19 protein-coding genes are annotated in these 21,071 nt (G+C 45.3%); 5 read left to right on the forward strand and 14 right to left on the reverse strand.

The annotated features are described in order from the left end of the window. Nucleotides 1-81: 81 nt before the first annotated feature. Both TCA2_RS03230 and TCA2_RS03235 read right to left on the reverse strand, forming a co-directional pair. Nucleotides 82-363, reverse strand: a complete 282-nt coding sequence (locus TCA2_RS03230) for a DUF6171 family protein (protein ID WP_047910078.1) — start codon at nt 361-363, stop codon at nt 82-84. 18 nt (nt 364-381) lie between these two features. Further along, nucleotides 382-1,863: an alpha-N-arabinofuranosidase gene (locus TCA2_RS03235; protein ID WP_047910079.1), complete on the reverse strand. Its 1,482-nt coding sequence runs from the start codon at nt 1,861-1,863 to the stop codon at nt 382-384. 329 nt (nt 1,864-2,192) lie between these two features. On the opposite strand from TCA2_RS03235, the gene TCA2_RS03240 reads away from it, so the two are divergent. Further along, the gene (locus TCA2_RS03240) at nt 2,193-3,929 is read left to right on the forward strand and encodes an ABC transporter ATP-binding protein (protein WP_047910080.1); all 1,737 of its coding nucleotides are present in this window, start codon (nt 2,193-2,195) and stop codon (nt 3,927-3,929) included. Beyond that, nucleotides 3,922-5,775: an ABC transporter ATP-binding protein gene (locus tag TCA2_RS03245; protein WP_052511702.1), complete on the forward strand. Its 1,854-nt coding sequence runs from the start codon at nt 3,922-3,924 to the stop codon at nt 5,773-5,775. Before TCA2_RS03240 ends, TCA2_RS03245 begins: the two co-directional genes overlap by 8 nt. 109 nt (nt 5,776-5,884) lie before the next feature. Here TCA2_RS03245 and TCA2_RS03250 read toward each other — a convergent pair whose 3' ends face one another. Both TCA2_RS03250 and TCA2_RS03255 read right to left on the reverse strand, forming a co-directional pair. After that, nucleotides 5,885-6,697: an endonuclease/exonuclease/phosphatase family protein gene (locus tag TCA2_RS03250; RefSeq protein WP_047910081.1), complete on the reverse strand. Its 813-nt coding sequence runs from the start codon at nt 6,695-6,697 to the stop codon at nt 5,885-5,887. 7 nt (nt 6,698-6,704) lie between these two features. Then, the gene (locus tag TCA2_RS03255; protein ID WP_047910082.1) at nt 6,705-8,369 is read right to left on the reverse strand and encodes a PTS transporter subunit IIBC; all 1,665 of its coding nucleotides are present in this window, start codon (nt 8,367-8,369) and stop codon (nt 6,705-6,707) included. A gap of 360 nt (nt 8,370-8,729) precedes the next feature. Here TCA2_RS03255 and TCA2_RS03260 point away from each other — a divergent pair, with 360 nt between their 5' ends. From TCA2_RS03260 to pgmB, 3 genes are all read left to right on the forward strand, one after another. Continuing rightward, a complete protein-coding gene (locus tag TCA2_RS03260; RefSeq protein ID WP_047910083.1) occupies nt 8,730-9,752 on the forward strand; it encodes a LacI family DNA-binding transcriptional regulator in 1,023 nt (340 codons plus the stop codon). 294 nt (nt 9,753-10,046) lie between these two features. Beyond that, nucleotides 10,047-12,332 carry a glycoside hydrolase family 65 protein gene (locus tag TCA2_RS03265; protein ID WP_047910084.1) on the forward strand — a complete coding sequence of 762 codons (2,286 nt, stop codon included), beginning with the start codon at nt 10,047-10,049 and terminating at the stop codon, nt 12,330-12,332. A gap of 23 nt (nt 12,333-12,355) precedes the next feature. After that, nucleotides 12,356-13,012, forward strand: coding sequence for a beta-phosphoglucomutase (gene pgmB, locus TCA2_RS03270; RefSeq protein WP_047910085.1), 657 nt, complete (start codon nt 12,356-12,358; stop codon nt 13,010-13,012). 86 nt (nt 13,013-13,098) lie between these two features. On the opposite strand, the gene TCA2_RS03275 is transcribed toward pgmB, so the two are convergent. The 10 genes from TCA2_RS03275 to TCA2_RS03315 all read right to left on the reverse strand — a co-directional run bounded on the left by TCA2_RS03275 (nt 13,099) and on the right by TCA2_RS03315 (nt 20,822). Then, nucleotides 13,099-13,470 (reverse strand): hypothetical protein, encoded by a 372-nt coding sequence (locus tag TCA2_RS03275; RefSeq protein ID WP_047910086.1) that lies wholly within the window; start codon nt 13,468-13,470, stop codon nt 13,099-13,101. Between the two features lie 78 nt (nt 13,471-13,548). Beyond that, entirely contained in the window at nt 13,549-14,310 is a 762-nt protein-coding gene (locus TCA2_RS03280) for a hypothetical protein (protein WP_047910087.1), read from the reverse strand. 74 nt (nt 14,311-14,384) lie between these two features. After that, nucleotides 14,385-14,531 carry a hypothetical protein gene (locus TCA2_RS27075; RefSeq protein ID WP_193745975.1) on the reverse strand — a complete coding sequence of 49 codons (147 nt, stop codon included), beginning with the start codon at nt 14,529-14,531 and terminating at the stop codon, nt 14,385-14,387. 54 nt (nt 14,532-14,585) lie between these two features. Continuing rightward, complete coding sequence (locus TCA2_RS03285; RefSeq protein ID WP_047910088.1) at nt 14,586-15,152, reverse strand: hypothetical protein; 567 nt, start codon at nt 15,150-15,152, stop codon at nt 14,586-14,588. A gap of 59 nt (nt 15,153-15,211) precedes the next feature. Further along, nucleotides 15,212-16,342: a DUF4269 domain-containing protein gene (locus TCA2_RS26480; RefSeq protein WP_152557596.1), complete on the reverse strand. Its 1,131-nt coding sequence runs from the start codon at nt 16,340-16,342 to the stop codon at nt 15,212-15,214. A 21-nt stretch (nt 16,343-16,363) separates the two neighbouring features. Next, a complete protein-coding gene (locus tag TCA2_RS03295; RefSeq protein ID WP_238546267.1) occupies nt 16,364-16,900 on the reverse strand; it encodes a hypothetical protein in 537 nt (178 codons plus the stop codon). A gap of 151 nt (nt 16,901-17,051) precedes the next feature. Continuing rightward, entirely contained in the window at nt 17,052-18,320 is a 1,269-nt protein-coding gene (locus TCA2_RS03300) for a cytosine deaminase (RefSeq protein WP_047910090.1), read from the reverse strand. Then, nucleotides 18,289-19,566 carry a cytosine permease gene (gene codB / locus TCA2_RS03305; RefSeq protein WP_047910091.1) on the reverse strand — a complete coding sequence of 426 codons (1,278 nt, stop codon included), beginning with the start codon at nt 19,564-19,566 and terminating at the stop codon, nt 18,289-18,291. Before codB ends, TCA2_RS03300 begins: the two co-directional genes overlap by 32 nt. 292 nt (nt 19,567-19,858) lie before the next feature. Next, nucleotides 19,859-20,338, reverse strand: a complete 480-nt coding sequence (locus TCA2_RS03310) for a GNAT family N-acetyltransferase (RefSeq protein ID WP_047910092.1) — start codon at nt 20,336-20,338, stop codon at nt 19,859-19,861. A gap of 16 nt (nt 20,339-20,354) precedes the next feature. Further along, nucleotides 20,355-20,822 (reverse strand): SRPBCC family protein, encoded by a 468-nt coding sequence (locus TCA2_RS03315; protein ID WP_047910093.1) that lies wholly within the window; start codon nt 20,820-20,822, stop codon nt 20,355-20,357. Between the last annotated feature and the right edge of the window lie 249 nt (nt 20,823-21,071).

Below are 21,071 nucleotides of genomic sequence, written 5' to 3' on the forward strand. Positions count from 1 at the left end.
AGGAAACGAAATGCTTAGAGGTTGTCTTGTCCAGTTCAAGCACTTCTCCTGCCTTTTTTCAATTCTGTCCTCCCTCAGATCCTACCTCTCCCACTTAGGCTCAAACGGATATGGACATGTCGCCTCCAGCACCTTCGCCTTCAATGGAATGAGACAGCCGCAATATCGGCAGGTCGTCCCATACATGAAGCCGTCACAGCTCCTGCATACAGCCAGGCGCTCTCGGTATAGCTCACGGCTGGCTTCCTCCTTACCTGTATTGCTCTCGGTATAAGCCTCCTCCAGCTGCTCCAGTTCAGATTCACTGACATGAACGCTTGCAGTACAGCCCTTGCAGAGCTCCGTTTCAGATCTCGTCGCCATCTTGGAAGTCACCCTTTCTTAAGAAACGATCTTAATCACCGCCACGGAAGCCGCAGGAAGTGAGAATCGCACTGAGTTCTGTTCTACAGTGATTCCTTCCAATGCTTTTGGCGCTACTTGCTCTGGGCTGCCAAAGGAATTGTGAGCATCAAGCTCACTTGCCGTCAGTACTTGACCACTGATCTCTACTCCGCTTAAGCCTACCAGATCCAAATCTACCGTAAGGGAATCCGCATGGCTGAGATTACAAGCAGAGACATGAATATGTCCGTTCTCATCAACCGATGAGGAGATGCTCAGCTGCGGAATCTCATCTGTTCCATTGGAATAGGAAGGGCTCACATAATGGGTTTGCAGCAGATGTGCATCCTGATGCACCTTAAACATGTTAAACACATGATACGTCGGTGTGAGTACCATATTTGCACCTTCTGTCAGAATCATCGCCTGAAGCACGTTAACGATCTGAGCAATGTTCGTCATTTGGACGCGATCAGAATGCTCATGGAACAGGTTAAGGTTAATACCTGCAACAAGCGCATCGCGCAGTGTATTTTGCTGATACAAGAAGCCTGGGTTCGTCCCTGGTTCAACCTCAAACCATGTGCCCCACTCATCGATGATGAGACCTACCTTTTTCTCAGGATCATATTTATCCATAATGGCAGAATGCTTAACAATGAGCTCTTCCATATATAATGTAGCTTTTAAAGTCGTAAACCAATCCTCTGCCGTAAATCCGGTTGCACTGCCCTTCTTCTCCCAGATGCCTGTGCCTGTTGTGTAATAATGAAGACTCAGCCCATTCATAAATTTACCCGCTTCCCGCATGAGCACTTCTGTCCAGTGGTAGTCGGCTGTATTCGGTCCGCAAGCGATTTTGTAAACAGACTCGGAAGTGTAGTTACGTACATACGTCGCATAACGACGATACAGATCCGCGTAGTATTCCGGTCTCATATTACCGCCGCAGCCCCAGCTTTCATTGCCGACACCAAAATACTTCACATTCCAAGGCTCTTCTCTTCCGTTCTGTGCCCGCAGACTCGCCATCGGGGATTGACCACCGTTGTTCATGTATTCCACCCATTGCTGCATTTCATAGACGGTCCCGCTTCCGACATTGCCGCAAATGTAAGGCTCGGCTCCGATCAGCTCGCACAAACGCATGAACTCATGGGTACCAAAATGATTATTCTCTTCTACTCCACCCCAATGCGTATTCAGCATCCGAGGACGAGTCTCATAAGGACCGATTCCATCCTGCCAGTGATATTCGTCTGCAAAGCAGCCACCCGGCCAGCGAAGGACAGGTACCTGTAATTCCTTAAGTGCGCCAATCACATCATTGCGAATCCCATCCGTATTCGGTATCGGTGAATCGTAACCGACCCAGATGCCCTCATATACACAGCGTCCCAGATGCTCCGAGAATTGACCATAGATATTTTTGTTAATCTGACTCTTTCGAACATCCGTATGTACAACAACTTTAACCATAACGATTACCTCCAATTGAATTAATAAAATAATAAATTCATAAAAGTAAATCACCTAACTATGTATCCATAATAAACCTAATCTTACTGCCGTGTAAACGCTTATTTAATTATTTTAGAAATTACAATTTTATTAATCCAACACACTATTCTCCATACATATTACTTGAAGACATATCCCCATTCTGATTCTGGATTTGAACGGATGGACCTTGTAAATTAAAAACCGGAAAGAGTCAATTGACAAATAACGATATATCGTATAAGTTAACAGCAGTTCATTATATTTAGAAAAATATAACTATAAAAACATGTTGAAAGGTGAACTTTATGTCCAGACTGCTTCCATTTTTGAAGCCTTATCTTGCGGCCAGCATCCTTGCTCCGCTGCTTATGCTGCTTGAAGTGTGCATGGATCTTCTCCAGCCGCGACTGATGGCGAGCATCGTTGATGAAGGCATCATGAAAAATGATCTTGCCCATATCCGGGATACGGGACTGCTGATGATTGGAGTAGCACTGATCGGGCTGATTGGCGGCGCGGGGTGCAGCATATTTTCCAGTATCGCTTCCCAGAGCTTTGGCAAGGATCTGAGAATTAAACTGTTTGAACGCATTCAATCCTTCTCATTTCTTAATCTGGATGTGCTGAAGACAGGCTCACTTATTACCCGTCTGACGAATGACGTTGTTCAGCTCCAAACTTTTGTGCAAATGATCCTTCGTACTTTTGTCCGGACGCCGTTGCTGCTGATAGGCAGCCTTGTAATGGCGATACTGCTCAGTCCAAGCTTGACCACGATATTGTTCGTATCCGTACCTGCACTCTTTCTCATTCTTTTTATATTAATGAAGCGTTCATTCCCGCTCTTTACCAAAATGCAGGCCAAGCTGGATAGCGTCAATACAGTGCTTCAGGAGAATCTATCCGGCATTCGCGTAATCAAGGCTTTTGTTCGAAAAGGTCATGAGCAGCAAAGATTCGGTAACGCTAATGAGGAATATACCGACGCTGCGATTCGCGCCAATCGATTGATGGCTCTGAACATGCCGCTGATGACGCTCATTCTTAACTTCAGCATTGTTGCCGTATTATGGTTTGGAGGCTTGCAGCACTGGGGCGGCGGGCTTGAGATCGGTAAACTGATTGCATTTATTAATTACGTGACCCAGCTGCTCATGTCCATGCTGATGCTAAGTAACATGCTGGCTTTTGTATCACGTGCCAAAGTATCGGCTGATCGGGTAAATGAAGTGCTGGAGACCCAATCCGAAATTGCGAATCCTTCAGCTCCTGTCGTTCCGGATGAAGCTAAGCGCGGCAGTGTTGAATTTAAAAATGTATCCTTTGCGTACAGCTCTAATGGCGGTGACCTGACATTAAGAGATATCAGCTTCACGGTTCAGCCAGGAGAGACTCTGGCTATCCTCGGTGCTACAGGATCAGGTAAATCCTCGCTCGTCAGTCTGATTCCGCGGTTATATGAAGCAAGTGGTGGAGAAATTTATGTCAACGGTGTGAATGTCCGGCATCTTGATCTGAACTACCTCAGACAGGAAGTAGCCATGGTCATGCAGCAGGCTCTACTGTTCAGCGGCACGATTCGCGATAATATCCGCTATGGAAACCCGGATGCCTCCGATGAAGATATCCTATGGGCGGCAGCGGCGGCAGAAGCTGATCCCTTTATCCGGCAGCTGGAGCATGGATATGATACACAGCTTGGACAACGAGGGGTCAATTTGTCCGGCGGACAAAAGCAGCGGATATCTATAGCCAGAGCACTCCTCACGAAACCATCCATCTTAATACTGGATGACAGCACCAGCGCAGTAGATTTGAAGACGGAAGCAAGAATTCAGCAGGCTTTGGAGACAGAAATGAAAGACACAACCAGGCTGATTATTGCTCAGCGGATCTCGTCCGTCATGCAGGCAGATCAGATTATTGTGCTGGACCAAGGGACCATCGCGGCCAAGGGTACCCATGATGAGCTGATGCTGACGAGCCAAGTCTACCAGGATATTTATCGTTCTCAGCGTAAGGAGGAATCATCTTATGTCTGATAAGCAGGAGATGAACAAACCCGCTTTTGCCATGCCCGGACCGGGACCACGAGGACCTGCCGGTGGACAGCCCGCCGGCTCCATTAAAGTAAGACCCAAAAATACGGCTGCAACCATCAAGCGAATATGGAATTATCTGAATAAGCAGCGTTCTGCCTTACTTATCGTCTATCTGTTCACCATACTAAGCGCACTCATTGCCTTAGCCGGACCATATTTAATCGGTGTAGCAATCGATGATTATATTGTACCTGGAGATTACACAGGTCTGATTCGTTTATGCTTGATCATGCTGGCCATATACCTGTTAGGCAGTATCGTTACCTGGATTCAATCGTATGTCATGACCAGTGTATCGCAAAAAACGGTACTTCATCTCAGAAATGATCTCTTCGCCAAATATCAGGACCTTCCGGTTCAATTCTTTGACACTCGGAACAATGGTGAGCTGATGAGCCGGGCGACGAATGATATAGAGAACGTGTCCAACACACTGAATCAAAGTGTTACTCAGCTGCTGAACAGTCTCGTTACCCTTGTCGGGTCCTTGGTGATTATGCTTAGTCTGAATGTACCGCTTACAGTCGTTGCACTAATCAGTATTCCGCTCGTCTTGATTTCGACCCGTCAGATTGTGAAGTACACCCGTATTTATTTTAAGGGACAACAGCAGCAGCTCGGCCAGTTAAACGGCATGATTGAAGAAACGATCAGCGGTCAAAAGGTCGTCAAGCTGTACCGGCGGGAAGAACAAGAAATCGTAAGATTCAAGGACATTAGTGAACAGCTTAACAAGGTTGGAATTAAGGCTCAGATCGTATCTGGTATGATGGGCCCCTTCATGAATGTCATCAATAACTTAAGCTTTGCGCTTATTGCAGCTGTAGGTGGATGGATGGTGTTTCAGAATGAGATGGTATCTGTCGGGATTGTTGTCAGCTTCCTGAACTATTCCAAGCAATTTGGCCGTCCTATATCGGAGCTTGCCAATCAGTACAATCTGATACAATCTGCGGTAGCCGGCGCGGAGCGAGTATTTGAGATTATGGATCTGAAATCGGAGTATGAGGAAGAGCAGGATCACGGCAAGACCATTACGAATATCCAAGGTTCTGTTCAGTTTGATCAGGTAAGCTTTCATTACAAACCGGAGAAGCCAATCTTAACGGACATCAGCTTCGAGGCTCATCCCGGAGAGAAGATCGCTCTTGTTGGACCGACTGGAGCAGGCAAGACGACCATCGTCAATTTGCTTACCCGCTTTTACGATACAGCGAGCGGGGATATCCTAGTGGATGGCAAATCGATTCGTTCACTGGATAAGAAGAATCTTCGCAAGCAGCTCGGTATGGTGCTGCAGGATGCGCATGTCTTCTCCGGAACCATTCGAGACAACATCGCCTTTGGCAGATTGGATGCAACAGATGAAGAGATCCAGCAGGCTGCCGTAATGGCCAATGCCGATCGATTCATTCGTAGATTACCAAACGGCTACGATATGAAGCTTAGTGCAGAGGGCGGCAATCTCAGTCATGGTCAGCGACAGCTGCTCACAATCGCACGAGCTATACTTGCAGATCCGGCCATACTGATATTGGATGAGGCCACGAGCAGTGTTGATACTAGAACCGAGATGTATATTCAAGAAGCGATGAAGACGTTGATGCAAGGCAGGACCAGCTTTGTGATTGCCCACCGTCTCAGTACGATTCAAGATGCAGACCGTATTCTTTACATGGAGAATGGATGCCTTGTTGAGCAAGGAACGCATGAGGAACTGCTCGCCATCGGTCCTGAAGGCCGATATTACAAGCTGTTCACCAGTCAATTCCATCAAGCCATTTGAGCTAGTCGATTCTTTTCACAGCAAAAAAAGCACACGCTCTGCAGATCTTCCTTGCAGAACCGTGTGCTTCTTTACTTATCCGATATTACATTTCACTAGCGAAATCTGATTATAGTGTTACGGCAACACCGGAGTGATCAGAGACGATCGGGCTGTCTTTGCCATCAAGAACAACCTTGGAGGATTTAACAGCAAGCTTACGATTACTGAATACATAATCAATCCGCAGCTTCTGCTTATTATTCTCCCAGCCGGCGATGGCTTTAACAACGGTATAGCCCTCATCCTTCTCTTCTGCCAGCTCGTAGCAGTCATGCCATCCGCTCTGTGTAACATAGTCGTAGCCTTCACCTTCCAGATGGGCTGCATTATTAAAATCACCCATAATGAAGGCCGGCTGATCCTTCACCTTCTCCAGAACAGCCAGTGAGTTATCCCACTGTCCTCTGAAAGATTCCTCATCATGCCACCAGCCATAGTGACCATTCACAAACCAAGTTTCTTCTCCTGATATAACCGTTTTGATCCCTAATATTTTGCGGGTACGGTAATTCTCATAGTCTCTCATTTCGGAAACATAGGCTTCAAAAGCATCAAGGATCGGAGTCTTCGATAAGAAAGCAAGGCCTTCATCATACTTCTCAAATCCCACATGGATCGGGATATATGTCCAGTAATACGTACCGATCTGAGCGCGTAATACGTGAGCATAATTATCTGCCTTTACTACCGCCTCATCATCTGTAACGTGGAAGTGCTTCAGATCGTCATCAGATAATGGTACCTCACGCTGTGACTGATTTACTTCCTGCAGCGCAATGACATCAAAATCCTGAGTGCGAATGAACTCGGCCAGCTGATCCATCTTGGTCAGCTGATCCTCCTCCATCCAGGCATGCGTGTTCAAAGTTAGAATCTTCAAATTGTAATCACCCTAGTCTGTCTTGAATATCGGACTTCAGAACGTCGGCTTTTGGACCATAAATGGCTTGAATACCGTTATCCTTCTTAATCAATCCAAGAGCTCCGAGCTTCTTCCACTCCTCTTCGTTACCCACTGCATTTACATCATTCACCGTAATCCGCAGGCGAGTCATGCAAGCATCCACATCCACAATGTTAGATGGGCCCCCGAGCGTGGCTATGATTTGGGCCGGAAGATCATCTCCAGCGGTTGCAGCAGCAGGAATGTTCTCTCCTGCAGCTTCTGCAGTAGCTGCTGTTTTATCGGACTCTTCATCCGTATAATTCCCAAGACGTCCTGGTGTAGCCATCTTAAATTTACCAATCATGAAGTAAGCGATAAAGTAGGAGCCTGCAAAGAATACAACGGTTGTAATGACAAAGTTAATGATATCGGCAACAAGGCCTGCATTGATCGATAGCGGAATTCTAGTCAGCAATTCGATCATACCGAACGAATGAAGTCTCAGGTCAATAATATCAGCCATACCAAAGGCAAGGCCAGTAATGACCGCATATACACCGTAAAGCAGCGGTGCAGCAAACATAAACATGAACTCAAGTGGCTCTGTAACTCCTGTCAGGAATACCGCAAGACCGGCAGACAAGAACATCGATTTGTATTTGGAACGCTTGTCCTTATCCACTCTGCGATACATCGCAAGTGCAATACCCATCAGAATACCAGCGCCAGCAATCATTTGACCTACTTTGAAACGAGCTGGTGTTACGGTGTCCATAAGCTGCTGATACGCCATTGGATCTGCACCATGCAGATTGGCAAGGTCACTTGCCCAAGCGAGCCATAGTGGATCTTGTCCAGCAACTGTACCGCCGGCATTGCCGCCAGTGAGTACCGTGTAAATTCCGCCAAGCTCGGTATAGTTGACGGGGATCGTCAGCATGTGGTGAAGCCCAAATGGCAGCAGCACACGCTCCAGTGTTCCGTATAGGAATGGGGCAATGAACGGTGCAGACTCCCCTGAAGTCGCTAACCATTTACCGAAGCTGTTGATTCCGGTTTGAATAAACGGCCAAAATGCAGACATTACTATCGCAACAATAACGGACCACAGAATGACAACAAACGGAACGAACCGTTTACCGTTAAAGAAGGCCAGCGCTTCTGGAAGCTTACGATAGTTATAATATTTATTGAAGATAACGGCTCCAAGGAAACCAGAAATTATACCGACGAACACACCCATATTCAGTGCAGGAGCACCAAGTACAGAGGTGAAGTAACCATCTACCGTAATCATTTGACCAAACAGCGTCGTAGTGGTTGCACCTTCCTGGCTCAGCATATCATTGGATACGCCAAGAATGGTACCGGTTGTAATATTGATCAGAATGAAGGCGATAAGTGCCGCAAACGCCCCTCCTGCTCTTTCTTTTGCCCACGATCCACCGATCGCGACAGCGAACAAGATATGAAGGTTGGTAATAATCCCCCAGCCGAGGTTCTCCATGACACCACCGACAGTGACAAGGAATGCGATATTTTCCGCAAACATCGCGATCACTTTGCCAAGCGAAATCATGATCCCTGCAGCCGGCATAACGGCAACGACGACTAGCAAGGCTTTACCGAATTTTTGCCAAAACTCAAAAGACAGAAGTTTTTTCATATGCGTTACCTCTTGTGTTTTTTATTGTGCAGCTTGGTCTGAACGCCTTGTTCTTTGTTGATATCGCATTCAGAAATCCCTTACAAAATCCTATGTTTATAAAGCCGGTGACACAGTGATTGATAAAAAAGCGATTACATCTTCCTTAAAATTGTGCCATGGCTTTTGAAAAGGAGTTATTGCAAGATCGTGCAACTTTAGTGCAATCGGTTGCAGTGCTATTATAAAATCATTCGCTTTCATTTTGCAACCCATTTTTTTAACTTCCCAATTTTTTTATTCCTCCTGCATTGTTTTATATGTCTAGGTGTGTGTATGATAAATACATCAGAATAACGCAAATTAAAAGGAGATTCAGCGATGGCAGTAACAATTAAAGATATTGCTAAACGAGCCAATGTTGCTACTTCCACCGTATCCCGGGTCATTCAGGACAGCCCCAAGATTAGTGAGGCAACCAAGGCACGGGTTCGTAAAGAGATGAAAGCGCTTGGATATGAACCGAATTATTCGGCGCAGAGCTTGGCCAACCGAATGACGCAGTCCCTAGGCATTATTATGCCTGAAGCGGATGTATCTATATTCCAGAATCCGTTTTTTCTTGAGAGCATTCGGGGCATCAGTGAACTATCTAATGAAAAAAACTTTACAATGGCCATTGTGACCGGCAGAGATGATACTGAACTCTTGTCTCGTGTAAGAATGATGACGAGGGCTAACCGGGTGGACGGTTTTATCGTCCTGTACTCCAAGCCCGAAGACCCGGTTGTTGATTTTTTTCATCACGAAAAAATCCCCTACACGGTTATTGGTAAGCCTCAGCAATACGTCAGCGAAACGACCCATGTAGATAATGACAATTTCCAGGCAGGGAAGGATGTTGTTACATACCTGTATGAGCTCGGTCATCGCCGAATTGCTTATGTTGGAGCAGATACAGCAAGGACTGTGCACAAGGAGCGGGTACGCGGATATCAAGCCGCACTTGGCGAACTGAATTTGGAGTGGGATTCCCGTTACTTGATCGGGACATCGTTCACCAATGACGATATTGCCGCCCTGTTCCAATTGGATACACCTCCTACGGCTATGATTGTCGGTGACGATATTGTCGCGCTGCCATTGCAAAGGACACTTCAGCAAATCGGGGTACGTCTTCCGGAACAATGCTCCTTGATCAGCTTCAATAACCTAACTCTTGCCGATATGATGAATCCGCCTCTCACGTCTGTAGATATCGATATATTCAAGCTGGGTTACCAGGCCGCTAAGAGCCTCATCGAGAAGATTCAGGATCCGAAAGAAATGACCAAGCATATTATTGTGCCGCACCGAATTGTGGAGCGTGCATCATGTACGAGGATAAATGAAGAACGATTATAAACCCAAGACACTTAAGCAAGCTGTTTGCATACTTTCATGCAGACAGCTTTTTTTCATGCAGACTGTTTTTTTAATTGACAGGGCAACCGGTTGCACTATATACTGTAATCGCAATCAAATGATAACACTTACATTTTGGGTATAAGCTTACGAACTCTGAAGTAAAATGAAGACTTATGACATATGCTGACAGAGAAGCGCCAAGTTTATAATTACCACTTAAGTTTCATCTTATTATTTCTAAACCAACCAAATAGGTATAGCGTGCTTATACGCTGCCCAAGGAGGATTAAAATGTCATATAAACGAATTTTTGATATTGATGCCTGGAAGATCTCCACAACGGAGCTTAACAAAGAGGACCTGCGCTTGCAGGAGAGCATGACTTCCATCGGTAACGGCTATATGGGAATGCGAGGTAATTTTGAAGAAACGTATTCCGGTGATCATCATCAAGGCACTTACATTTCCGGTGTATGGTTCCCGGATAAGACGAAGGTCGGCTGGTGGAAAAATGGCTATCCGCACTATTTCGGCAAAGTAATCAATGCTATGAATTTTATCGGGATCCGTGTTCTTATCAACGGTGCTGAAGTCGATCTGTATACAGATGCAGTAACTGATTTCTATCAAGAGCTCGACATGAAGGAAGGTATTCTTCGTCGCTCATTTACGATAAATGGACAGGTTCGAATTGAAACCGAGCGCTTCCTCAGCATATCGAAGCTGGAGCTGTGTCTGATTGATTATCGTGTCACCAATCTTACGGATCAAAACATGAATGTGGAGCTGATCCCTTATCTGGATGCAGATACAAAGAATGAAGACTCGAACTACGAGGAATCATTCTGGGTTGAAGCGGATCGCAAAGTCGGCGAGCCCTATGTCAGCCTTGCAGCTACAACAAAAGAAAATCCATTTGGTGTAGAACGCTTCACTGTCAATTCAACCATGGGTATTGTCACAGATAACGTAACTTCCAAAAAGATAAAAGAAGCTGCCCTCTTCGCCGCAGTTCATTATGTGTATGACGTTGCTCCACAGGCTGCAGCAGCGATTCAGAAATTTGTCATTGTCACAACTTCACGTGATATGAATACAGACCAGCTGATTCCTACGGCTGAGAGCATGATGATGGAAGCGATGAATAAGGGCTACAACCTGCTGAAAGAGGAGCATGTCAATGCTTGGGCTGAGCGCTGGGACAAAGCCGATATCGAAATCTCCGGCGATATTGAAGCTCAGCAAGGAATCCGCTTCAACATCTTCCAGCTCTTCTCTACTTACTATGGTCATGATGAGCGTTTGAATATCGGTCCTAAAGGCTTCACAGGGGAGAAATACGGCGGTGCAACGTACTGGGATACTGAAGCTTATGCCGTACCTATGTACTTGGCGCTTGCAGATAAGCGCGTAACCGAGAACCTGCTGCGTTATCGCCATAACCAGCTGGCAGGTGCACATCACAATGCACGTCAGCAAGGTCTGAAGGGCGCCCTATATCCAATGGTAACTTTCACAGGGGTAGAGTGTCATAACGAGTGGGAAATTACGTTTGAAGAAATTCATCGTAACGGAGCTATTGCCTATGCAATCTATAATTATACAAACTATACCGGAGACACCAGCTATCTGGTGAATGAAGGTATCGAAGTACTTGTTGAAATCAGCCGCTTCTGGGCAGATCGGGTTCATTACTCCAAGCGCACTGGCAAGTATATGATTCATGGCGTTACCGGACCAAATGAATATGAGAACAATGTTAACAATAACTGGTACACGAACAAGATCGCAGCTTGGGTATTGAAATATACAATGGACAGCTTGTCTAAAGTTTCCGAAACAAGAACACAACAAGAGCTTGGATTAACGGAGAGCGAACTGGCGAAATGGTCAGATATCGTAGAGCATATGTACTTCCCGTATGACGAAGAGCTGGGTGTATTTGTCCAGCATGATACTTTCCTGGATAAGGACCTCCGTCCAGTATCCTCGCTTGCGAAGGAAGAACTGCCGTTGAACCAGAAATGGTCTTGGGATAAGATCCTCCGTTCGCCTTTTATTAAGCAGGCAGATGTACTTCAAGGAATTTATTTCTTCGGAGATCAGTTCACATTGGAGGAAAAAGAACGCAACTTCAGCTTCTATGAGCCGATGACAGTACACGAATCATCTCTGTCCCCTTCCATCCATGCCGTGCTTGCTGCCGAGCTGAAAATGGAAGAAAAAGCAGTAGAAATGTACAAACGCACCGCGCGTCTGGACCTGGATAACTACAATAATGATACAGAGGACGGTCTGCATATTACTTCTATGACAGGAAGCTGGCTTGCAATCGTTCAAGGATTTGCCGGGATGCGCACGTATAATGAGACTCTCAGCTTCTCACCTTTCCTTCCAAAAGGCTGGACGAAATACAAGTTCCACATTAACTACCGGGATCGTCTGCTGAATATCAGTGTAGAACAAGACGAAGTGAAGATTACACTGGTATCCGGTGAGCCACTCACGATGGAATTGTATGGAGAAGAAGTCGTGATTACGAATGAGTCTGCATTAGTAACAACAATCGCATCTTAAGCGAAGAAACGGGTGAATGTAACATGAAAGCAGTTATTTTTGATCTTGATGGCGTGATCACCGATACGGCAGAGTACCACTACCTTGCCTGGAAGAGCCTAGCGGATGAGCTCGGCCTTCCTTTCGATAAAGAATATAACGAGAAACTGAAAGGCGTAAGCCGAATGGAGTCTCTTGAGCTAATTCTTGCACTTGGGAATACTGAGTATACAGATGAAGAGAAGTATCAGCTGGCTGATCAGAAGAATGAACTGTACAAAGAAATGATTAAAAAGGTAACACCGGCAGATCTTCTGCCCGGCATTGAGAGCCTGCTCAAGGAATTAAGGGAAGCCGGTATCCTTATCGCACTGGCCTCTGCGAGCAAGAATGCACCGTTTATTCTAGATCGGCTTGAAGTGACGCATTACTTCAATCATGTCGTTGACGTCACACAGATTAAGAATGGCAAGCCTGATCCAGAAATCTTCTTGACTGGCGCAGCCAAGCTGGGCGTCCTGCCTTCCGATTGTGTTGGCGTAGAAGATGCAGAAGCAGGCATCGAATCTATTCGATCCGCTGGCATGTATGCCGTGGGTGTCGGTACACCTGCTCAGATGCAAAGAGCTGACCTTATTGTGGCTTCGACCTCAGAGCTAACTCTGGACTTACTGAAGTCTAGTCATGCAAATAGAGCTTAATATGGAAATAAAATAAGAGCCGCATCCTTAATGAATTGCACCCTGTTTACTCGACAGGAAACACTCATTAGGGGAGCGGCTCTTTTTTATGCTTGTGATTGTAAGAATCCCAGTGCCTCATCAGCATTCTCAAAGTGAGATTCGGTATCGTTCCCAGCTTCTCTCGCCGAACGCTTCAACTGCATGGTCGTCAATGCCTTCTGCGTAATAATGGCCGCATGAGACATACCTGAATCCCTCAGCTGACGCTGATGCTCAACCAATCTTGCTTGTGATTCCTTAGAGAATACAAGGGATTCTCTCATATCAACCAGTACTTTGAAGGTGGGACTGCTAAATTCGCTTCGCAATAATAGCACACGCTCAGTGAGGCGATCCACTTCTTCAGGCTTTGGCAGGCCTATCCACTTAATCTCAATAATACGCTTCTGCTTATCTAGGACATTTGCTGTCGACATCTGTTGTTCTCCTTCATCAATATGTATAAAGTCCTATATAAGTATAACAGAAGTGGGTATAAAGATTCATCCTCAACTTCAGCTTTTTGCAATTTGTTTATACTTCTTAAGTGCGGTTACCGTCACATCGGGCTGAATCCCTGTCATTGTATATATTCGCTTGGCCCAATCCTCTATGTGATCAAGGGGAGATTCGGTGATGAGTTCTCGATTGTTGCTTATAAAGCTTCTTCCTCCTTCATACTCCCAGTGGACAATTTCATTCTCCATCGGAACTCTCATCTCTACAAGTGCATTATGCAGCAAGGACTGAGAATGCTCTCCTGCAGCGATCAAATCCTGAAGATCAACCGGTGTAAGATCAAAGACCTGACTGCTCGTCTTGCCATTCGGCCTAACCCAAGTGAAGGATAAGTGACTGCTCCCGTGATGATCAAGCTTTATTTTGCCTCCTGTAATATATCCGCTGAGCACCTCTCCACCGTATTCATCTGCCGTGAAGTCCATGAGAATCGGCTCAATCCATTGATCCCCCAAGTCGCAAAAATATCTACGCCCCTGCTCGTCAAGCGCACACACAGCTGCATGAGCCTCCTCTGTACCGAGGCCTTCTCCTAAGCCATAAGCTTCAATCCCGGCCCGCTTGAACTCATCAATCAGCCAGATCGCCAGATCAAAGCAATTCCCTGAGGTGCCGAATCTCTCGCGATGCTCCTTCATCTCTTCTACACTGCGTTGACGGACAGAGGACTGATCATAATACCATGCCTTGGTCAGCGTTTCCATGGGGAAAGCATCAAATTTATGCCATACAGTGAGGATTTGAGTCGGTGCATTCATCTTCCTATCCCCTCCTAGATTAAACGAGTTTAATTAGAATAAATTATGAATCTGTGCAGCTAAGGTCCATACAATCAATCCAAAACATAACGCGCAGCAAATTCCTTCCCATTTGTAGGACTGGTTATTACAATTTTCTTAATTGCCTCGAGCAAGGTAATAACAAAGAAAATTCCGAGAACCGGTATCAGGTAGAAGCTAAGGGATAACAGCACTGTCATTAACGGCTACCTCCTATCTTACTAATAGAACATTCTTCCTCAAATCATCTTGAGTCATTTCAACGGAGGCATTGCACTGTCATAGCTCGAATACTGGGTGAGCAAAATCTCATTCGTAAGTGCCAGCGCCTCGGTCCTGTTATTCGCGGGATAAGCAATAACATACCCATCGTCACTGCTCCATGAACTCCGCCCTTCTTCCTCCTGTTGCGATACCTGGATCGCCCCCTGCTTGAAATCATCTTGTTGATTAAGTGTACCGTACATGAATGACCCGGCGTGTGGATCGCCAGCTTCATCCTTATACAGATAGTGATACATAATCATCCCCGAGTAGTCCAGATCGGATAGTTGCAGCGTATACGCTGCTTCGCTTGAGATCGGATTGATCTCCCCCTCGATCTCGATCTCTCCCTCGAAGGATCTTTTACCAAGAAAGGTCGTATCGATCACTCCAGTTAATTGAACCTGCACTTGCTTTTCTATGGAGGGACTGCCTAGCCGATATTTTACTCCTTGTACGTCTACATGGATTTTTTTCGGAAACAGAGGATACACCAAATAAACAACAAGAATCAGTATGCCGATAACCCAAATGGAAATGCCAAGTCTATGCTTCAAGCTGCACCACTCCTTCATCAATAGCAATTCGGAATGTCTACTTCAGCCTATTATGCGACTTACCATAGCTGTCTAGTTCGGATATAGGTCTTCCCTTCAAATGGAAACTTCAGCAAATACCAAAGATCCTTCTCGATATATTCCTTCACAGGTTCCACTTCTTTGATATCAGAGGATCGATTGTCAAAATGATGATTTAGAAAGGAGTTGACAAAAGTGTAAAATTTCTCTCCCAGCTCCCTAGATTCTTCGGGAAGATGGCACTTCCATTCCACATCTCGAACTTCAACAGCTAGAAATGAAGGATCAGCATCGAAGTATTCATAATCCTCATCATCATCCCCGACAACGCTTGCTTCCAAGGCAGAAATGAGCGAAGGGTTTTCTTTTTTCACATCAAGCAAGGTGCATTTGAAGGTAAACTCGTCTTTGCCATGGATCGTCAGATGAGCTACATTCTCATTCCATCCTTGGGACACGAATATGTTATGATCGTCTATATAACGCTGATAACTGTATTCGGCATTTGGACCAAAAATAGGATCGATATGATCCTTTGACGGTTTATAAGAATATACACGATTTTTTACAAAATCACTGACTCGGCAGATGATATTTGAATAACTCTCCCCTACCAGTCTAATTTCTTCATCAGACCAATTATCAAGCTCAAACAATGATTCATACGGATCTCCGTTCAGATATAACAAAAAGGCAAAGGCTGGCTCTGTCTTCATACCCTGTCTCTTAAGGGATATCACTTGATTCGCAAAATCATCTCCTGCCAGTCTGAGAAATCGGTCTTCAATGAGCATATGCCTGTATGCATTTTGTTCAGAAGTAGGAATCGGCTGACCAAATACCTCAATATCCCAATCCTCTAATTTAAAACTGGCCTTCATTCGTTTGATGCCGTCTACGATTTTCTCGGATATTTTAAAGCCTTCGTATTCTCCAAATTGGTCTGTGAGCCGCTGATTAAATTCGGAGAAATCATGCACCTCGCAAATGATATCCAGATCGCTTCCCTCTATGTCAACTGCAATGGGAACAGTTCCTGTAAGAATGGGATCATAAACTTCCAATTTATCCATGACTTTGAACTGTGTTAGGACTCGATATACTTCCTGTTGCACTTCATTCCCTTCTATTAAATAACGTATGTCTTTATATAAATGTTTGTTTTGCATTGGTGGTTTAACTCCTTCCATTTATCTGTACAGCAACCGGACTACACGATCTACACAGGCCAGCAGCATAGGGGGCAATTCATCGTTGTGAATTTTAATTTGTCTGGTGAGCATCGGATGATTTGATCTACCACTCTCTATCTCTGCCACCAGCATTTTTCCTGAATTATGAACAAAACTTGTTTTGTCTAATAATTCTTTGGTATAAGCAAATTCCTCGTTCTTGTATGTAAAAATAAACCTAGGCGATAATTTGATTTTGGTGCGATCTTGTAGAATATTCTCCTCATCACCTTCAGGACCAATAGAAAATATACTCCACTTATTACGTCCTAACCAAATCATCTTATCCTGGATGGATACACGGAAACCTGTTTGAAGCTCTTCTCCGTCAACACTAATCTCAAGACTATTTATAAACCAGTTCGCAGCATCCAATCCTTTATTACGATATACACGCCTTAACGAGCCCAAGTCTTGATTGACCTCGTTTTGTAGTAAAGATGGGGCCTTAGAATGTGTCATAAATGGGATTTTATAAGAGTACTTCCTCTCCATTGACTCCGCTCCCTTTTTGAGATGAACATCACACATACATCTTATGTACTCCATTAGAAGTATAATGTTGCGCAGCCCGATCTACAAATCAAAAAAACCTGTATGGAGCGCTCCATACAGGTTTTCTAACAGGTTAATATTTACGATTCGATTACTTGTTAAAGCTGACTTGCTCAGGACCATCCCCAAGAATAATGGATGCCTGCTGGGGCTTTGTTTCTGCAATTTTACGGCCTTCTTTGAAGGAATACAGAACAGCAGCCTGTTTGCGTACAGCCTCATATTCATTCTCCGCGGAGAGTACAATAAAGCTCGCCGGTTTGCCGGCTTCGATACCATATTTATCTTCAATGTGCAGCGTTTTTGCACTATTACTCGTAATAAGGTCAATCGAATTGACGATCTGATCGTAGCCAAGAAGCTGTGATGCATGAATTCCCATATGCAGCACTTGCAGCATATTGCCTGTTCCAAGCGGATACCATGGATCAAAAATATCATCATGCCCGAAGCAGATATTGAGACCTGCCTCCTGAAGCTCCTTCACACGAGTCAGTCCTCTTCTCTTCGGATACGTATCAAAACGTCCTTGAAGGTGGATGTTCACGAGTGGATTGGATACAAAGTTCAGTCCGGCCATTTTTAACAATCTGAACAGCTTATAAGTATAGGCATCATTGTAGGAGCCCATTGCTGTCGTGTGACTCGCAGTTGTGCGTGCACCGTATCCGCGCTCATAGGCTTCCTTCGCCACAACCTCTACGAACCGGGACTGCTCATCATCGATCTCATCACAGTGAATATCTACGAGCCGGTCATATTTCTCGGCAAGATCAAACGCAATCTTCATCGACTCTACGCCATATTCTCTCGTAAATTCGAAGTGTGGAATGCCGCCAACCACATCAACGCCCATCTTCAGTGCCTCTTCCATCAGCTCGGCCCCATTCGGATACGAGAGAATGCCCTCCTGAGGGAAAGCCACCAGCTGGATATCTACATAAGGCGCCATTTCTTCCTTCACTTCGAGCATCGCTTTGACTGCAGTCAGGCTTGGATCCGTTACATCGACATGCGTGCGGACATGCTGAATACCTTGAGCAATCTGCCATTTGAGTGCAGTCTTGGAGCGTGTCTTCACATCCTCATGTGTCAAAGAGGTCTTGCGCTCCGACCAGCGCTGAATTCCTTCAAAGAGCGTACCGCTCAGGTTCCACTCCGGCTCACCTGCTGTCAAGGTTGTGTCGAGGTGAATATGCGGCTCAATAAATGGAGGCAGTACAAGTGACCCGTTGACGTCGAGCACTTCATTGTTCGAATTGGGTATGGATTCCTGTGTAATTTGTTCGAACTTTCCATCTGTCACGAGAATATTCCACAGTCCCTCTTTACCCCGCAATTTCGCGTTCTGTATGATCATTTGTTATCACCTTTTCATTAGATACTTTTGTTGAGAATACGGACATGAGTACGATGTATACGACGGCTGTGCCCAATAGCGCATTAAGCGGCGTAATGCCTGGAGCGAGCTGTGCAAAAGCAACCCCGATCGCCCAAGCGAGCATTGCTAACCAGTTTACCTTTTTAAAATTCATGCTGGCATATTCCTTGTATGTTCTGCGTTTAACGAAGAAGTAGTCAGCAATAATGATGGCGCCAATGGATGGAACCGCCGCACCCAGCACGTTTAGAAATCCAACAAAATTGTTGTACATCCACATCGCAAACACCGTGCCGACAATACCATTTATAATAACAAAGAACTTCTTGGAAATCTTCGTAATGTTCGCAAAACCTAGACCTGATGCATATAGAGCATTGTCATTGGTCGTCCAGATATTTAAGCCCAATACAATGATTGCCGGAATGAGCAGCCCCTGCAGGAACATAACTTCGGAAATATCGGCCAAGTTATAAGCCATGGCGCCAACCGCGCCGAACAGGAACATTAACGAGTTGCCCAGGAAAAAGGCAATAACAGTTGCAATGACCGCCTGCTTGGATGATTTGGCAAACCGGGTAAAGTCCGGCGTAAGCGTCCCTCCGCTAATAAAGGACCCGATACAGATCGTCATCGCCGCAGCCACAGACAAGGTTTGTGTTGGTGTGTAATCAAGCAAGCCTTGCATGCCGCCAAGTGTATCAACACCCTTAAGCATCGAGTAACTACCCAATATAGCGATCGCTGGAACCGCGATATAGCCCAGGATTACCAACGATTTCATACCAAAGATTGCAGAAGCTGTCATCGCCAGACCGAAGATGAAGATGAGTAAATTCACATCCCAGTTCATCGCCTTCGCGACCGGAACTGCAAACATCGCTACACCTACGCCGAACCAGCCGACCTGTGTAAAGCCAAGCAGGAAGGAAGGCAGATAGGAGCCTTTTTCACCAAAAGAATATTTAGCCAGCAAGTGGGTTGAGAGCCCCGTCTTGGCCGCAATGTGTGCGAGTGCGCCCGTGTAAATACCGAGCACCAAGTTTCCCGCCAGCACGATCAGCATAAACTCAGTGAAGCTCAGGCCAATGCCCAGCTCTCCGCCTGCCAGCATACTGGCCGAGAAGAATGTGAAACCCAGCATAACAGATAGTGTCTTCAAAAATTGATTTCTCTGCGTTCTCGGTACCGCCTGCAACGAAAACTCTTGATCGTTCTTACTCATCAGAATACCCCCAAATAAAAGTTTCCTGATACCAAAAAGAGCAGAAAAAAGAGGCTAATCGCCGTCGTTAAACTGACAATTAGCCTCATTTGTACATCATAAGCCGCGCGAATATAGAGAGCATCTCTAAATAGACTATGCCCTGCTTCACGCCGATTACGAAAATCCGCTGTCCTTGCCAGCCTCTCTGGACTGATTTAAAGGTACCAGTATTTAATTACGTTCTATTATTTTAGAAAACCAACCCTATGTCAATGTAATTATTATCCAAGTGTCAAAAAACAGGTGTCATTTATTCATTGGACAATACTACGGACGTCTCAATTTGCCTGTCAGGTACAGTCCAATAAGTCTTGAGCAATCTCATCTTATCCTCTTGAGAAACCCTATTAAACCCGTGTTTGTTGTAGAAGCGGATCGCCCATGAAGCATCTGCCCATGTGCCTATTAGAACAGGCTTATTCGTAAGCGCAAGCAGGTGGGTCAGCAGCATGGAACCGATACCTTTTTGGCGAGAATTCGTCTTGACGTATGCGTGCCGGATCAAACTAACATCCCCCCGGTCTTGTATCCCCATGACACCAATCAGATTGCCTTCAAGCTCATATCCCCAAAACACAACTCCGCTCTCGATCTCGCTCTGCAGCTCGTCCAGTGGCATATAAGGCTCGTGATAGCAATCCTCGGGTATGATTCCTTTATAAGCACGCGAAGCATCATTAACAATCTCATAGATTTCCTGCATTTCAACAGAACTACACAGCCTGATCATATATCATGCCTCCTATTTAATAAGCGTCCTCATTCTCTAACCACTCTTTTAGCCGTTTATTCCGATGCTCCAAGAATCGCTTCATATACGATTCAAGTACCCAGCGTTCCGCCATTTTCCCTAATACTCCAAAAGGAGCTTCAAATATTAATACATCCTTCATTTGGGTATACTCGTGGTCTATAGATGAGAAAAAATGCTGATGGGTCATGCTCCGAAATGCCCCCGTCTGCATCTCGTCAGTAAAATAGATCGGGCGTTTGTAGGCTGTCACTTCGGAAGTCAGTCTTTGTCTGACACCAAAATGAGTGGCCTCAAAGGTTACCGTTTGACCACATTCAATGAAACTGTCTGTAACGCCTGCCACAGCCTTTTCTTTGGTATGCTTCCATACCGTTACGGGATGAAGACGGATATTTCTGGCGGCATCAAAGCAATGCTCTATTGGAGCCTGGATAATGATGCTCGTGTCCAAAGTAACCATGCTCGGTTCAGCTCCTTATTTCTTGGATAATTGCAGGATATCAAAGGATTGAAGCATCGCTTGATGATTAACTGCATGCTTGTACTGAGGTATAATCATCGGGTTTACTAGTTAGACGCCACTCGCTAACCATTTGTTTTAGTCATTCAGAAATTCGAATACATATTCATGAGTCCTTGGACTGTTTATTAACTGTAGCACCTGTTCAAAGTATATCACGCTTAAATGTGGAAGTACTTCTAATCTATG

The sequence above is a fragment of the Paenibacillus sp. TCA20 genome, from assembly GCF_000732325.1.
In the GTDB taxonomy this organism is placed as follows: Bacteria; Bacillota; Bacilli; order Paenibacillales; family Paenibacillaceae; genus Paenibacillus; species Paenibacillus urinalis.